The following is a 14709-nucleotide window of genomic DNA, read 5'->3' on the forward strand; positions in this document are numbered from 1 at the left end:
AAGACCTCGACACCTATCCCGCGATCGCCGCGCGGCCCGACCTACACTCTCAACTGCGAAGAGCCCCGAATTGTCCGATCTGACCTTGGCCGAGAAGGCTTCCCTCGCCAGCGGCGCGGATTTTTGGAGCACCAAGACTACCCGCGGCCTTCCCGCTATCTATCTCACCGATGGGCCACACGGAGTCCGCAAGCAGGGTGACAGCGTCGACCACCTCGGCGTTGCGATGAGCCACCCGGCGACATGCTTTCCGCCGGCCTCCGGCCTAAGCCAGTCGTGGAATCCCGACCTTCTGCGCCGAATTGGTGTCGCGCTCGGCCAGGAGGCGAAGTCGCTCGAGGTGAATGTCCTGCTCGGCCCGGGGATCAACATCAAACGGCATCCCCTCGGTGGGCGCAACTTCGAATATTTCTCAGAGGATCCTCATCTCACGGCAGTCCTCGCTTCAGCGTGGGTCGACGGAATCCAATCGGAAGGGGTTGGAGCGTCGCTCAAACATTATGCCGCGAACAATCAAGAAACTGATCGCCACCGGATCAGCGCAGACATCGACCCACGCGTACTTCGGGAAATCTATCTTCGAGCATTCCAGAGGGTAGTCCAGGATGCGGATCCGTGGACTGTGATGGCGTCCTACAACCGCCTCAACGGGATCCCGGTATCCGAGAACGAATTCCTTCTCACTCAGGTGCTCCGTCATGAATGGGGATTCAGAGGCGTCGTCGTCAGCGACTGGGGAGCCGTAGACAACCGTGTCGAGGCGGCGCGCGCCGGACTCGATTTGGAGATGCCCGCGGCCGAGGGCACGGATGATCAGATGCTCGACGCTGTCATGGACGGATCGCTCGCGGTTGAAGTGCTTGACAGGATCGCGCAGCGGATGATCGACCTCGCGCACAAGGCGCGAACTGGGGCTCGATCTGCGGCAACACCGCCGGATCTTGAACAACACCACGCACTAGCCCAAGAAGCCGCATCCCAAAGTATCGTTCTCCTGAAAAACGAGGGTTCCCTGTTGCCGATCTCGGCGGATCGATCGGTTGCGGTGATTGGGGAGGCGGCACTAAAGCCACGGTTCCAGGGTGGCGGCAGCTCCTTTGTGAACGCGACGAGAGTCGATCTGCCTCTCGACGAGATTCGTCGGGTCGCCGGCGAAAGCCTTGTGAGCTTTGCGCGGGGATATTCCGCCGATCCAACGGCAAATCCCGAAGAGCTCGTCGATGGAGCCATGAAGGCGGCACGCGCGGCTGACGTGGCCGTCGTTTTTCTCGCGGCTCCCCTCGAATCCGAGGGAATTGATCGCCCCGACCTGGAGCTTCCTCAGGATCAGGTCGACCTCCTCCTGGCGGTTCATGCGACGAACCCGAACACTGTGGCCGTACTCGCGCACGGCGGCGTGGTGCGACTCGCTCCGATCTCTGTCGTGCCCGCAATCCTCGACGGCGCATTGCTCGGCCAAGGAGTGGGCCGCGCGATCGCCGACGTCCTGTACGGAAACGCCAACCCGTCCGGACGCCTCGCGGAAACCGTACCCCTCCGCATCGAGGACACCCCTGCCTTCGGCAGTTTCCCCGGTGAGCACGGACATGCACGCTACGGCGAAGGGCTACTGGTGGGATACCGCTGGTATGACACCCGCGAGATGGACGTCGAGTACCCGTTCGGTCACGGCCTTTCCTACACAACGTTCGCCTACTCGGACTTCGTACTCGACTCCAACGACAACGGCATTGACGTCACCATTACGATCACCAACAGTGGGGATCGATTCGGCCGCGAGGTCGCCCAGTTCTATGTGTCGCTTCCCGGCTCGGAGGTCCTACGCCCCAAGCGAGAACTCAAAGGGTTCGTCAGCCTCGAGCTTGAGCCAGGCGAAAGTCAGACAATCACTACCCGGCTGCATCGCGAGGATCTCGCCTACTGGGACACCCGAAGCGATCGATGGATACTCGAAGGTGGAACCTACCTGGTAGCAGCAGGCGCTTCCAGCCGCGATCTCCGTGCCATTGAAGCTGTCGAAGTCGAAGGAGATTACGTGCACGTGGAGTTGACAATGCATTCCACCATCGGCGAACTCCTCGCAAATCCGATCACAGCCCCCGCGATAGAGAGTGCGCTTACCGCTGCGTTCGGCGCGGTGGACAATGCGGCAGTCGGCGGAAACGTTGTTCAGATGATCGCACCAAGCCCACTGAATTCAGTTGTGGGACTCCTTGGCGATTCGTTTGACGCAGACGATTTCACCCGACTTCTGGACTCTGCAAACTCGAGCGCGATCGCCGTGGCGGGATGAGTCGGCGCCCCGCCGAAGACTGACGGTACCGACGCCAGACTGGACACGCTAGCCAGCCTCATCGCCAGCTCGCGAAGTCCCGGCGACCGCGGGGAGCGCATTCGTCGAAGGCAGCACGATGCTGCTGCCAGCGATGGTCTACACGAGGACTCGGATCTGGGCCCCGATCTGATCCATGATGTCGTCGACGCTAGAGTGTACGTTCTCGCTGGCCGCCATGCTGAGAAACATCACTGCCGAGACGACTCGAGCGGTCGTTGCGGCGCTCTCCTCGTCAATTCGCTCTGCACGCTTCAGCACGGACGCAATGGCCCCTTCGGTTCGCGCAACAATCTCAAGCGCTTCGCGATGACGCGGCTCGGTCGGGTCGCCGAAAACCATCTCCCGCAAGTAGGTGCGCCCATTGTCAATCTGAGTACGATTGCACTCCACGATCGGGCGGACGAGGGCCAGGACCGCATCGAGGACCCCCGGGGCGCCTTCGGCGTTGGCCCAGCCCCGGTCAAGCGCATCGGCGTAAGCCGCGTTCTGCACCAGGAGAAGGAGTTCACCCTTGGTCCTCACGTAGAGGAAGAGGGTGCCGGCACCAATGTCTGCCCTGTCAGCAATCTGTTGAGTTGTGACATCGTCGATGCCGTGTTCCGTGAACAGCTCACGAGCAGCATCGATGATTCGATCAAGCTTCTGCTGTTTGTTCCGCTCGCGCCGACCAATCGGCGGGGAGATGACAGACATGGAAAGTCCTTTGGAATAGTATTTGACTACGCTCAGTTATGAGCTGTGTCATTACTGTCTGGGTTCGAATATGCCTTCGGTCATTGTCCCATGTTCGCGGCGAGAATCGCTTGTCCGCCTGCAGCGATGACGCCAGTTACCGTGTTCAACCTTTAGGAACAGAGCCTCAATGCCCACACTTAACGGATCCGTCGTCCTCGTCACCGGCGCCAACGGCGGGATCGGCTCTCATTTCGTCCACGAAGCCCTCGCCCGCGGCGCATCAAAGGTCTACGCAACCGCCCGCAGGCCCCAGTCGTGGGACGACGAAAGGATAGTCCCCCTCGCCCTCGATGTCACCGACGCCGCTTCCGTTAACGCCGCACTTGTCGCCGCACCCGACGTGACGGTACTGATCAACAATGCCGGCGCCTCACCGTCCACTTCGAGCATCCTTTCTCACTCGGACGAAGAGATTCGTGCCAATGTGGAGACGAACTTTCTCGGCCCACTTTTTCTGGCCCGCGCGTTCGCGCCGGCCCTCTCGGCAAATGATGAATCGGTGATCATTGACATTCATTCCGCTCTGAGTTGGTGGGCTGTGGCCGGCATCTATAGCGCCACGAAAGCCGCGCTTTGGTCTGTCACGAACTCGTTGCGTTTGGAGCTCGCCCCCGCCGGCGTCCACGTCGTCGGGGTGCACGTCGGCTATGTCGACACGCCGATGGCAGCCCACGCAACCAGCCCAAAGCTTGACCCCGCTGACCTCGTGCGCCAGGTGTTCGACGCGACCGAAGCAGGCCAATACGAGGTCCTTGCCGACGATGCGTCTGTTCAGCTCAAAGCAGGCCTTAGTGCGCCCCTCGATGAGCTCTATCCGCAACTGGCTACGCGAACTGCGAAATAGCCTCCTATGGGGCTGCGGACTTGACCCGGACTAGGTCGCGGCCCCATAGTGTCGAACACGGCATCGGACCTCGGGTGCCCTCCAAGGAGTCAACCCATGACACTTGACGATCTCGCTGAACGGACCCCGATCGCGATCGGAGTGCCCGGACACCCCGCCCGGGCCGTTAGCCACGACAGCCAGGTCACTTCCGCTAAAGGCCTCAAGAAAGCCCTCGTGCGTGCGATGGAGGCCGATCCGGTGACGAGGCAGTTGTCTCTGCTGCACCTCGGGGTGACGACCGGGGTGGCTTTCGAAGCCATCCCGAGCTCCGGGCTTACTGTCGCCACCGCGGCTGCCCTCGGCGATCTTGCTGGAACCGGGAGAGCCGACTGATGTTCACCTCTTTGTCGACCAGGCGCGCAGTTCGTGCGATCCTCTTCGATACTTTTGGAACGCTCGTTGACTGGCGTTCGGGCATCGTCGCCGCAATCGATGAGTTCACGGTCTCCGCTGGGCTCCATCTAGATCCTGAACGGATTGCGGACAAGTGGCGGGCACGCTACCAACCCTCCATGGAACCGATTCGGACTGGTGAGCGGGATTACGTCACCCTTGACGTCCTCCACGACGAGAATCTTCGCGCGGTGCTCAACGACTCCGGCGTACACCCTGAGCGTTTTGACGCGGAGTTGCTCGAACGCTTGAGCCGGGCATGGCGGCGGCTGCGCCCATGGCCGGATGTCGCTGGGGGTGTCGACCAGTTGCGCCGGTCGTATCCAGTCGGACCGCTCTCCAATGCGAACACAGCGTTGCTCATCGACCTCTCCCGGTTCGCGAAACTCTCATGGGATGTAGTTCTCGGATCGGATGTGTTTCGCTCATATAAACCCGACCCGAAGGTGTATCGGAGAGCGGCTACCTTCCTGGGACTGGATCCGGGTGAAGTCATGCTGGTCGCCGCGCATAACGACGACTTGACTGGCGCGCGGCGGGCGGGGCTCGCGACCGGATTCGTGCTGCGCGCAAACGAGTACGGGGCGGGCCAGGTGAGCGACCTCACGGCCACGGGCGACTGGGATGTGATTGCGCGCAGCGTCCCGGACCTCGCTCAGTGGCTTGTCCGCTGAATCCCTGTGATGCACTGCGGAATCTGACCGCGCACTAAGTCCGGCGTTGGCTGTTGGGCGACACGGATGTATCGCCCAGAGGGTACTCCAGCCCGATATTCGCTTCCTCGGCGACGGCGCCTGCCGGCAGGCAGGGAACCCGTCAGAACCCTCGCTAGCTGGAAAGCGCGGTCGTGTGGGTGGGACGAATGAGGGGTTCGGAGACGCCGCCCCCGTGGCGACCGACCGCGCCGGGCCCTCGATCGTTTCCGCCGCCACGCGTGCAACGCCGGATGCTTGTCATCGCCAGGTCGGAGGCCCTAGTCAGTTTCACGAGATCCTCACAGCGGCACCGCCCACGACCCGCCGAGAAGGGTGGGCGTCCACCGCGGCGCGATCGAAATGAAGAAGCCCGGCCTTAACCTTCCGAGCGCAGCGAGTTCCTAGTCGTCGGCTTGTGCCTGACGATCTCAGTCAGAGGCGCGACCGTCTCACCGGCGACTGAGGTTCACGGATAGTCGGCGAAAGTGACGCGGCGATCCGTGGCGGGGCGCGCCCGCCTCTGATGGTGCTCCACGCCGTCTTGGTCACGCTCCTCGTCATTCGTGTTGCCGCACGCGAGATCCAGGATGCTCGCCCTTCGACTGCGCCGCCCGACGAGTCGGTTACGCGTCTTCGAGGGCGAGGAACCGCGCGGCAACCGGAGCGAACGCCTCGTGGTACTGGAAGATGCCGCCATGTCCGGAGTCGGGATAGATGATCAGCTCGGAACCCTTGATACGGCGGTGGAGGTCTTCCGAAAGGATCGAGGGAACCATCCGATCATGGTCGCCGTTCGCGATCAGGGTCGGCTGAGTGAGCCGCGACAGGTCCGACGGCTTCGAACGGCCATACCGTTGGATTGCTTTCAGCTGCGTCTGGAACGCCTTGAGGCTGATGTCCTTGTCGCGGTCAATCGTTCGTTCCTTCAACCGGTTCACAAACGCCTTGCCTGCCGCCTTGCCGACGGCGTTGCGGCTGAAGAACAGGAACTCCTTCGGATCCGACCGGGTGAGCGTGGCCCGAAGGATGTCCCAGTAGGTGGTGCCCACAACCTTGTCCATGTCCCTGCCGCCGCGCGGGCCGGTGCCGGTAAGTACCAGCTTGCGGACCAGGTCCGGGTGCTTGATGGCGAGGTCCTGGGCGATCATTGCCCCCAACGAGAAGGAGAAGACGTCGATCTTGTCGAACCCGAGGGCTTTGATGAACAAGTAGGCGTCATCAGCTGATTCCTCAATGGTTCCGGGTACTTTCCCCGTGGAGGCCCCGACACCAGCGTTGTCGAAGGTGATCACGTGCCGGTTCGCGGCGATTGGGTCAACGATGCGTGGGTCCCAGTTGTCGAGGGTCGCGGCGAGGTGGGTGAAGAAGACGACGGGAATGCCGCCCTTCGTCCCGAGCTCACGGTAAGCGAAGGTGATTCCGCCAGCCGTGATTGTCTTGGCGGGCGCTTTCGCGTAGGAGCTGATGGTGGGTTCGTTTCCGGTGGTGCTCATAGTAGGTGTTCTCCTTTGGGTGGTGGTGATGCGAGTGTTGGCGGTGCTTTTAGCGGGTTCCGGTGATGACCGCTTTTCCGCGGATGCCACCGCCAGCGAGGGCCTGCAACGCTTGCGGTGTCTCGTTGAACTCGAAGACCTTCCCGACGACCGGGCGCAGCATCCCCTCATCGACGAGGCCCGCGATCTGGCGGAGTTGGTCACCGCTGGCGCGCATGAAAAGGAATTGGTAGGACACGCCGAGCTTTCTTGCTTGTCCACGGATCTTTCTGCTGAGCGCGGTGATCGCCAGGCGCAGCACCGGGTTCAGTCCGGCTTCACGTGCAAAGTCGGGGTCAGGGGGGCCGGAGATGCCGATCGCTTTTCCGCCCGGCTTGAGGATCCGCAACGACTTCTCGAGGTTTGCCCCGCCAAGGCTGTCCAGTACGAGGTCGTAGCCGCTGAGGAGCTGCTCGAATTCCTGGGTCCGGTAGTCGATGATGATGTCGGCACCGAGGTCGCGGACGAAGTCCGCGTTGGCGGCGGAGGCTGTGGTGGCGACGGTCGCGCCGAGGTGCTTGGCGAGTTGGATGGCGATGGATCCGACCCCGCCGGCCCCAGCATGGATGAGGACTTTCTGCCCCTGCTGGACGTTGCCTCGCTCGACGAGCGCCTGCCACGCGGTCAACGCGACCAGCGGAAGGGAGGCCGCTTCCACGGCACCTATCGTCGTTGGTGCGAGGGCAAGGTCGGTTTTGGCGACAGCGACCCGTTCGGCGAACGTGCCGATCTGATCCTTGGCCGCCCGGGCGTAGACCTCGTCGCCGGGCTTGAAGCCGCGCACGCTCCTGCCGACGCGAATGACGGTGCCGGCGACGTCATGGCCGAGGGTCAGGGGCAGCCGATATCGCAGGATTTGCGCGAACTCGCTGGTCCGGATCTTCTCATCCAGCTGGTTCACTCCTGCGGCGTTCACCCGGACGAGGACGTCTCTGTCTCCGACGGTAGGTTCAGGCACGTCTGCTTCCTGTAGCGGACCCTTGTACTTGGTGATGACGAACGCTTTCATTGCGGTGCTGCTCCCTCTGTGGTTTCTTGTTGCTATCGATTCGCGCCGTCACCGGCGGAGAAACTCGCGTGCCCTGTCCACGAATGCCCGGTGGTTTTGGAAGACAACCCCGTGACCGGAATCGGGGAACACTGTCAGAGTCGCATCGGGCAGGGATCGCACCAGGACGGTCGCGTTCGCCGGTGGAACCATTCGGTCGTTGTCGCCGTGGACGATGAGCACCCGCGAGGCCAGTGCGGACAGGCCGGCCGGAGCCTGAGCACCCCAGGCGCGTACCGCAGAAAGCTGCGCCCGATACACGGCGGGGGTAATGGCATCGTCGCGCCCAACAACGCGATCCTTCAACCGCGCAATGTACTGATGCGCCGCCGACTTTTCTACTTTGGAACGGGTGAAGAACAACAGCGTTTTGGGATCGTTGAAGGTCAGCACCGCGCGCAGCACCGCGCGAACCGCGACACGGGTCATTCCGGTCAACCCTGGACCGCCTGCGGGTCCGGTCGCGGCGAGAATAAGCCGATCCACCAGTTCTGGCGCCTGGGCGGCGACGGCTTGCGCGACCATCCCACCCATTGAGAGACCGAACACATCGACCCGGTCATAGCCGAGCGCCCGGATGACGGCGCGCGTGTCGGCTGCGATCTGCTCGATCGTGTCGCGGATCGTCCCAGCCGAGGCTCCGACCCCGCGATAGTCCACCGCGATCACGTGCCGCTCGTCGGCTAGGCCGTCGACCACCGCCGGATCCCAGTTGTCCAGATTCCCTCCCAGATGGGTCAGAAGCACCAAAGGCACACCCGCCTGCGAACCGTATTCCCTGTAGGCGAAGGTTGTGCCGGACGCACCGATTGTCCGCGTTGCCACGTCCCGATACCTCAGGGCTGTGTGCTCGGTCATCTTCTTCTTCCGTGTTCGCGCCTGCTCGGCATTCCCGAGTACACTCAATTATGAGCACTCTCAATAATATTGTCAAGGAGACGACGATGCCAGCAAGTGGAAATCCGCCCGGTCGCCGGGAACGGGCCAAGCAAGACAAGCGCGGCAGGATCATGAACGCGGCACGCGAACTGTTCGCTGAGCGCGGCGTCAGCGCTGTCACGACGCAACAGATCGCGGACCGTGCCGATGTTGCGATCGGGACGCTCTACCTGTATGCGTCCACCAAGGCAGAACTGTTGATCATGGTGCAGAACGAGAAGTTCGCCGCCGCCATCGACGACGGACTCCAAACCGCGTCTACCGTTGTCGGGCAGGGCGCACTCAAGGAAGTCATTGCAGTCGTCCGCCCCGTCGTCGCGTGCTTGCGGGAGCAGGTAGAGAACGGCCGAACTTACCTGCACGAGCTCGTCTTCGGCGACCCGGCCGAGCCCAATCGGCGCGAGGGCCTCACCATCGCGGGCCGATTGGAGGACGGCATCGCCTTGCTCATAGCGCGCTGCGCGTCCACCGATCCGGCTGATGCAGTCACGCTCGCGCGGGTGGTCATCGCAGTCATCCATGTCAGCACCACCGCCACCATCTACCTGCCGAGCAGCGACGAAGACGTTCTCGCCAACATCAGCGCGCAAGTTCAGGCGATGCTCGCCCCACGGCAACTGCCGCCTAGTCACCCCTCAATACCCTTGAACCCCCAACGAAAGAGAATCCCATGAGCGACCACTACGACATCGTCATCCTCGGAGCCGGCCCGGGCGGCTACGTTGCTGCAGTGCGCGCCGCCCAGCTCGGCAAGCGGGTAGCCGTAATCGAGAAGCAGTACTGGGGAGGAGTCTGCCTGAACATCGGCTGCATCCCCTCCAAAGCGTTGCTGCGCAACGCAGAACTGGCCCACACATTCGCGCACCAGGCCGAACAATTCGGGATCTCAGGCGACGTGACCTTCAACTACGGGGCCGCCTACGAACGCAGCCGTCAGGTCGCCGACGGGCGCGTCAAGGGCGTGCATTTCCTGATGAAGAAGAACGCGATCACCGAGATCGACGGCCACGGCACCTTCACCGACGACCACACTGTTGACGTCGCCCTGAGCGGGGGCGGCACCGACACGGTCACCTTCGACAACGCCATCATCGCCACCGGCTCCACCGTCCGTCTGCTTCCCGGTGTCACGCTCAGCGAGAACGTTGTCACCTATGAAGCGCAGATCCTCTCCCGAGATCTACCGGGGTCCATCGTGATCGTCGGCGCCGGCGCCATCGGAATGGAGTTCGCCTATGTACTGGTGAACTATGGCGTCAAAGTCACCATCATCGAGTTCCTCGACCGGGCGCTCCCAAACGAAGACATCGAGGTATCGAAGGAGATCACCCGCCAGTACAAGAAGCTGGGCATCGACATCCTCACGTCGACCAAGGTCGAGACGATCGACGATGTCGGTGCTGGCGTCACAGTGACCTACGTCGCGCCATCGGGTGACCGGTCGAGTATCCGCGCCGGCAAAGTACTGATGTCTGTCGGATTCGCTCCCCGCACGGGTGGCTTTGGGCTCGAGACCACGGGCGTGGAACTCACCGACCGGGGCGCCATCGCCATCGACGACTACATGCGAACCAACATTCCGCACCTCTACGCGATCGGTGACGTCACCGCCAAGCTTCAACTCGCTCACGTCGCCGAAGCTCAAGGCGTCGTCGCCGCCGAAACAATTGCCGGGGCGGAAACCATGGCGCTCGGGGACTATCGAATGATGCCCCGCGCAACGTTTAGCCAGCCCCAGGTCGCCTCCTTTGGCCTCACTGAACAGCAAGCCCGCGACGAGGGGCATGACGTGAGAGTTGCGAAATTCCCCTTCAGCGCGAACGGCAAAGCTCAAGGCCTCGGCGAACCCGGCGGGTTCATCAAGCTCATCGCCGACGCCCGCTACGGCGAACTTCTCGGCGGACATATGGTCGGCTCGGATGTTGCCGAGCTTTTGCCCGAACTGACCCTCGCGCAGAAATGGGATCTCACCGCCACCGAACTCGCCCGCAACGTTCACACCCACCCCACCCTCGGCGAAGCACTCCAAGAAGGATTCCACGGACTCAACGGGCACATGATCAACATTTGAGATCCGGCCGATGACGGCGGCGGGCTCCGGGCATTGTCCGGGCACGGCGATCGGTTCGCTCCGCGGGGCCGGTCTCACCATTTCCTGACGGGATTCTCAACCGCTGCATCGCGGACGGCGCGGACCCAGACCGAGATGCGATCGACTTGTTCGCTCCGTGCGCACCAAACGCGCCATCGCCCTGCTTCGACTCGATCATCGCGGCATCGGCGTGGCATGAGAGGTTGCTCGGGAGTTGCGTGGGGCGAACGCGATCCTGAAGTACGCGGCGGTTTTTCTTCGCCGGAACTGAGCCTGACGTCGCTCATCCTCGCCTTCGTCGGTGGACGACGTCGCAACCACACTAGGGGCGTGCAGATCGCCGCAACCCCTCGGCCTGTGAGGTCGCCGATTCGCGGATCGATGGCGCGGATCACATCGGAGACGCCGTGACTTCTGCCAATCGATTGGGATGAAGGAAGACGCGGTAGTCATCGCTCGAGACTCGTCGCTCACAGATCATCGAAGACGCGCACCGTGAACGCTCTGATCCGGTACCGGCGACAGAGGCCTAAGGGACGGTTGCTTTGGGAGCCGCGAGTCCTCGACGTAATTGCGATAGTGCCGCGCACAGAGTAATCGCACCGTTTATTTCACCTGTTGCATCTGATACATTTACACCATCTGAGAAAGGCATTCTCTGCCATGCACACTATTGATAACGCCACTATTGCTACCGCGGATATTGACGACATCGTGAACGCCCTAGAGGCGCTCCCCCACAACACCGCTACGGACGAGATCCGTTCTTTTGCTGAGAAGCTTCGAAACACCACGATCACTCTCATTGAGGATGACGAGGAGCTCACACCGAATCAGGCTGCACAGTTTCTGCGTATGAGCCGCCCGATGGTGGTTGCCCTGATTGAGAAGGGCGAACTTCTCGCGAAAATCGTCGGCAAACGGGATCGTCGGATCCCAATGTCTGAGCTTCGCGACTTCCAGGCGCGCCGTAACCGCGCGTCGAAGCAGTTCGCCGAGGCGCTCGCGCAAAGCAGCGACGACACCCGTCGCGACTCCGTTTTGCGTCGCGCGGGAGTGTCCTCAGAGGACGCCGCCGAGCTGGGCTTCTAAGAGCGAAAGAGGATTTCGCGGACTAGTGAGTCCGCCTCGAGCTGGTCGAGGCAGGCATTGCATTCCGGCATGTTGTCTGGGTTCTGCCTGGAGACAAACCAAGTTCCACAGGCCGCGCGCATGGATGTGCCGAGAACTACGGAGCCCACGATTTCCCGCTTCGGCACGTAGTGCGCAACAGTCGTTGGGTGTGGATCCCGCAACTCTACGTCGGCGGCCATCTCCACGTCGGCAGCGAAAAGGAGCGCCCGAACATCCCGCATTGACAGGTCGACGCACAGCAGGTGAGAGGTGGGATTGGTCACCGACTCGATCGGGTTCCATCTGGTCTCGTCCGGCTCCAGAACGCCAACGATCGTTCGCAGTGCGTCCCGTCCGAAACCCTTGAAGAAGTTTGCCGGCGGGTTGATAGTCACCGCCACCGTGACGATCGAGTCGTCTGCGGTGATGTCCTGATTGTCGTTCCGGGCGACTTCGAAAATCAGGTAGCCGACGTTCTCGTCGCCCTCGCCGGGCATCGGTGGGATGTCACATGCGACAGCAGTGCCTCCTGACAGCCAGGCCCCCTTGAATCCGTGAAGGACGGTCATCGCGATTGTTTTTCGCCACTCGATGTGGTCCAGCGCGTATTGAGCATCGGCAAGTTTGAGGGCGCGCAGCTTCACGTCCTTGTCCGTCGGCTCCATCGCCTCACGGGACTGCTGTCGGCTGAAAAGGGAGGTCGCAGTCGAGTGAAACCGGTCATGTCGGTCGGCCATCACCGACCACCGAATGGAAAGGTGCGAGATCACTGCGGTGCGCCAGCCAGGACCGCTCCCGATGTCACGTGCTTCCCACACCGGATACTTTGCCTTGGCGGTTGCGGTCTTGTAGATGGTGAAGCGGTCGCTGTCTCGATTGCCCTCGAATCCATGTGTGGCACGAATCGCCGGGTGCGCAAGTGCGTCGAACAGGGGGAGTTCCTTCCACCGCTCGGCGCGTACCGCGGCTTCCTGTTCGGGGTCCTCCCAGCCTGAGTTGAGAGCGCGAAGGAAATGTAGTGTCGGCCAGGGCATGCTTCGACGCTAGCCGATAGCTCCGACGCCGTTGCGCAGTTGGCACCTTCATTGGGGCCGCCGACCGCCGCCGTGCCCGACCCGTTCACAGATCACCGAATGATGGACTGGAATCAGCAACCTCCAAGTTCTGTTGGGTGAGAGTACCGACAGGACGACGCCGAGGGCGCCGAGAAAGCGCGCGTCGCGGTCCAAGAGCAACGATCGTCGTCCGCACATGACCCGGTGGGCTCGATGAAGACGCCGACACACACACACACACACACACACACACGACGATCGACTGGCACGAGTTGGCAACAGGCTGGATGCCGGCGAGTCCTACTCGGCGACGCAGACCTTCGCGAGACCGAATTGGAGATTGCGCGCGCGCTCGATTGAACTCATATTGCGGGAAAGGCCCCAATCTCCCAAACCGTTACGACTCGTCGAGACCTAATTGCTTGCGAGTGGTCCGCAGCACATTATGGAGTCAGCCCTGGACCGGGTAGAGCACCAACCCAATGCCATTGCGTGCTGCAACATTGAGTATCCACGTTTGCGCGGCGCCCTCTACTTCGCTTGAATCTGGATTAGCCGCTCCTGGATTCGACTGCCGACCCGGCGCTCCGCAGGCGTCGCAGCCAACCAGCGTTCGAGCACCGCGATCTCCTCTTCACGCCGCTCACTTGTGCTTAGCTGTTGCGCGTAAATCTTCGGGTACTTCGAGGCTTAGATTCGCTGCGGTCCATCTCGTCGAAAGAACCGCGGTGCGCTCCTTCGCGTCTTCTGGATACCTCAAATGCGGAAACACGTCCCCGGTATGTTGGCTGAGTTGCGGAACTCGTTGACGCCGCTGACGGCCGAAGAGTTCCTCCGCGACGGGTTCTAGCGGGCGGATTCCCTGCCGTGCAACGTTCCCACCAAGCGCGGCGGGGCCCAACCGTCGAGCTCTTCGGCGAACCATGCTGGGACCTTTTCGTGGCTTTCCGCCGCATTGATCAGTGTGTTGATCGCGTTCTCCTCTTGGTCGTCGTCGATCTCGAATACACCGGCGATCAGCTCATCATTGAGAACCCGGTAAGCGATCCGTTTTCCACTTTGCGGGCTCTTCCCAAGCCCGACCATCGGATACGGTGAACCCTCTTCGACGATGACGATGCCTGGCTGCTCTAACCACGCGCGACCGACGTTGCCGTCCGGGACGGTCCACCCCGCCGCGGCAAACAGGCCAGCGAGGCTGTCGCTGATTTCTGCGATGACTTGGTGGTATCCGGTCTCGTGAGCGCCTTCGACGACCGCGGCGAGCAGCCGCGGTCCGACCTCGTCAAGATCTGAGGCGGTCTGCAGGTGCATCTCCCGGATGACAAGTGTGTTCCCGCTCATAAGTAGTTCGCCGGTGTCGTTCGCCTCTTCGAAGTGAGGGGTGGACACGACCAACCCGATGAAGGAGGCGTCGTCGGCTTCGGCGACAACGGTGATGCGGGCGTCTCGGAATGCGCGGACGGCGTGTGCGAGGTCGGGTGCGGGGTCGTCAACGAGTGTGTAGGTGAATGGTTCCCGCTCGACCGCGGACGCTTCCTGACCTTCGAAGAATCGAATTGTGAGCGAGTCGTCAACGTAGTGATGCATGTGGATCTCCTGCCGCGCATAGGTGCATTTGTCAATTTGTCCCAACCGAAAGGCACCGATCATGACCTCCGCTGAGAACGCGAACCCGTCGATCCGAGAAGTGATGCACAACGTTCCGATCCTGCTGTTTATCACGAAAGGTAGGAATGTCGTGTCCATCACAGAGCACTACCGTGGTCAGCGGCGGCAGCTGCCGAAAGACAGCCATTTCGTTGTGATCGGGGGACGCTCAGAGAACTATCGGCAGCCGACCCCGCTCGGTTAGCGTCCGCTCGTCATCGCGATTCACGGCGAGG

14 protein-coding genes are annotated in these 14709 nt (G+C 62.0%); 8 read left to right on the forward strand and 6 right to left on the reverse strand.

Translation table 11 applies throughout. From position 1 onward, the window contains the following. Positions 1–70 precede the first annotated feature (70 nt). Positions 71–2293 carry a glycoside hydrolase family 3 C-terminal domain-containing protein gene (locus ABD882_RS04610; protein WP_345184840.1) on the forward strand — a complete coding sequence of 741 codons (2223 nt, stop codon included), beginning with the start codon at positions 71–73 and terminating at the stop codon, positions 2291–2293. A 138-nt stretch (positions 2294–2431) separates the two neighbouring features. On the opposite strand, the gene ABD882_RS04615 is transcribed toward ABD882_RS04610, so the two are convergent. Then, positions 2432–3028, reverse strand: coding sequence for a TetR/AcrR family transcriptional regulator (locus ABD882_RS04615; RefSeq protein WP_345184843.1), 597 nt, complete (start codon positions 3026–3028; stop codon positions 2432–2434). Between the two features lie 169 nt (positions 3029–3197). On the opposite strand from ABD882_RS04615, the gene ABD882_RS04620 reads away from it, so the two are divergent. From ABD882_RS04620 to ABD882_RS04630, 3 genes are all read left to right on the forward strand, one after another. After that, positions 3198–3914 carry an SDR family oxidoreductase gene (locus tag ABD882_RS04620; RefSeq protein WP_345184845.1) on the forward strand — a complete coding sequence of 239 codons (717 nt, stop codon included), beginning with the start codon at positions 3198–3200 and terminating at the stop codon, positions 3912–3914. 96 nt (positions 3915–4010) lie between these two features. Continuing rightward, a complete protein-coding gene (locus ABD882_RS04625) occupies positions 4011–4289 on the forward strand; it encodes a hypothetical protein (protein WP_345184847.1) in 279 nt (92 codons plus the stop codon). Further along, positions 4289–5023: a haloacid dehalogenase type II gene (locus ABD882_RS04630; RefSeq protein WP_345184849.1), complete on the forward strand. Its 735-nt coding sequence runs from the start codon at positions 4289–4291 to the stop codon at positions 5021–5023. The genes ABD882_RS04625 and ABD882_RS04630 overlap by 1 nt, the downstream gene beginning before the upstream one ends. A gap of 644 nt (positions 5024–5667) precedes the next feature. Here the strand turns inward: ABD882_RS04630 and ABD882_RS04635 are convergent. The 3 genes from ABD882_RS04635 to ABD882_RS04645 are packed head-to-tail and all read right to left on the reverse strand — an operon-like array spanning position 5668 to position 8482. Continuing rightward, complete coding sequence (locus ABD882_RS04635; protein ID WP_345184851.1) at positions 5668–6537, reverse strand: alpha/beta fold hydrolase; 870 nt, start codon at positions 6535–6537, stop codon at positions 5668–5670. A 49-nt stretch (positions 6538–6586) separates the two neighbouring features. Further along, complete coding sequence (locus ABD882_RS04640; RefSeq protein WP_345184852.1) at positions 6587–7585, reverse strand: NADP-dependent oxidoreductase; 999 nt, start codon at positions 7583–7585, stop codon at positions 6587–6589. Between the two features lie 48 nt (positions 7586–7633). Beyond that, positions 7634–8482: an alpha/beta fold hydrolase gene (locus ABD882_RS04645; protein WP_345184854.1), complete on the reverse strand. Its 849-nt coding sequence runs from the start codon at positions 8480–8482 to the stop codon at positions 7634–7636. A 50-nt stretch (positions 8483–8532) separates the two neighbouring features. On the opposite strand from ABD882_RS04645, the gene ABD882_RS04650 reads away from it, so the two are divergent. The 3 genes from ABD882_RS04650 (at position 8533) to ABD882_RS04660 (ending at position 11747) form a co-directional block, all read left to right on the forward strand. Beyond that, positions 8533–9237 carry a TetR/AcrR family transcriptional regulator gene (locus ABD882_RS04650; RefSeq protein ID WP_345184857.1) on the forward strand — a complete coding sequence of 235 codons (705 nt, stop codon included), beginning with the start codon at positions 8533–8535 and terminating at the stop codon, positions 9235–9237. Further along, positions 9234–10634 carry a dihydrolipoyl dehydrogenase gene (lpdA, locus tag ABD882_RS04655; RefSeq protein ID WP_345184859.1) on the forward strand — a complete coding sequence of 467 codons (1401 nt, stop codon included), beginning with the start codon at positions 9234–9236 and terminating at the stop codon, positions 10632–10634. The genes ABD882_RS04650 and lpdA overlap by 4 nt, the downstream gene beginning before the upstream one ends. Before the next feature lie 684 nt (positions 10635–11318). Next, positions 11319–11747 (forward strand): helix-turn-helix domain-containing protein, encoded by a 429-nt coding sequence (locus ABD882_RS04660; RefSeq protein WP_345184861.1) that lies wholly within the window; start codon positions 11319–11321, stop codon positions 11745–11747. Here ABD882_RS04660 and ABD882_RS04665 read toward each other — a convergent pair. Together ABD882_RS04665 and ABD882_RS04670 are read right to left on the reverse strand one after the other, a co-directional pair. Further along, complete coding sequence (locus ABD882_RS04665; protein WP_345184863.1) at positions 11744–12802, reverse strand: DUF3039 domain-containing protein; 1059 nt, start codon at positions 12800–12802, stop codon at positions 11744–11746. The genes ABD882_RS04660 and ABD882_RS04665 overlap by 4 nt on opposite strands. Before the next feature lie 867 nt (positions 12803–13669). Further along, complete coding sequence (locus ABD882_RS04670; RefSeq protein ID WP_345184864.1) at positions 13670–14413, reverse strand: hypothetical protein; 744 nt, start codon at positions 14411–14413, stop codon at positions 13670–13672. 61 nt (positions 14414–14474) lie between these two features. Here ABD882_RS04670 and ABD882_RS04675 point away from each other — a divergent pair, with 61 nt between their 5' ends. Then, complete coding sequence (locus ABD882_RS04675; protein ID WP_345184866.1) at positions 14475–14678, forward strand: hypothetical protein; 204 nt, start codon at positions 14475–14477, stop codon at positions 14676–14678. The last annotated feature ends 31 nt before the right edge of the window (positions 14679–14709 follow it).

The sequence above is a fragment of the Microbacterium panaciterrae genome (assembly GCF_039541635.1).
Classification (GTDB): domain Bacteria; phylum Actinomycetota; class Actinomycetes; order Actinomycetales; family Microbacteriaceae; genus Microbacterium; species Microbacterium panaciterrae.

What these genes read in the sequence shown, in the direction of transcription:
- ABD882_RS04615 (WP_345184843.1), bottom strand. Translation starts at nt 3,028, where the DNA reads ATGTCTGTCATCTCCCCGCCGATTGGTCGGCGCGAGCGGAACAAACAG.
- ABD882_RS04620 (WP_345184845.1), top strand. Translation starts at nt 3,198, where the DNA reads ATGCCCACACTTAACGGATCCGTCGTCCTCGTCACCGGCGCCAACGGC.
- ABD882_RS04625 (WP_345184847.1), top strand. Translation starts at nt 4,011, where the DNA reads ATGACACTTGACGATCTCGCTGAACGGACCCCGATCGCGATCGGAGTG.
- ABD882_RS04630 (WP_345184849.1), top strand. Translation starts at nt 4,289, where the DNA reads ATGTTCACCTCTTTGTCGACCAGGCGCGCAGTTCGTGCGATCCTCTTC.
- ABD882_RS04635 (WP_345184851.1), bottom strand. Translation starts at nt 6,537, where the DNA reads ATGAGCACCACCGGAAACGAACCCACCATCAGCTCCTACGCGAAAGCG.
- ABD882_RS04640 (WP_345184852.1), bottom strand. Translation starts at nt 7,585, where the DNA reads ATGAAAGCGTTCGTCATCACCAAGTACAAGGGTCCGCTACAGGAAGCA.
- ABD882_RS04645 (WP_345184854.1), bottom strand. Translation starts at nt 8,482, where the DNA reads ATGACCGAGCACACAGCCCTGAGGTATCGGGACGTGGCAACGCGGACA.
- ABD882_RS04650 (WP_345184857.1), top strand. Translation starts at nt 8,533, where the DNA reads ATGAGCACTCTCAATAATATTGTCAAGGAGACGACGATGCCAGCAAGT.
- lpdA (WP_345184859.1), top strand. Translation starts at nt 9,234, where the DNA reads ATGAGCGACCACTACGACATCGTCATCCTCGGAGCCGGCCCGGGCGGC.
- ABD882_RS04660 (WP_345184861.1), top strand. Translation starts at nt 11,319, where the DNA reads ATGCACACTATTGATAACGCCACTATTGCTACCGCGGATATTGACGAC.
- ABD882_RS04665 (WP_345184863.1), bottom strand. Translation starts at nt 12,802, where the DNA reads ATGCCCTGGCCGACACTACATTTCCTTCGCGCTCTCAACTCAGGCTGG.
- ABD882_RS04670 (WP_345184864.1), bottom strand. Translation starts at nt 14,413, where the DNA reads ATGCATCACTACGTTGACGACTCGCTCACAATTCGATTCTTCGAAGGT.
- ABD882_RS04675 (WP_345184866.1), top strand. Translation starts at nt 14,475, where the DNA reads ATGACCTCCGCTGAGAACGCGAACCCGTCGATCCGAGAAGTGATGCAC.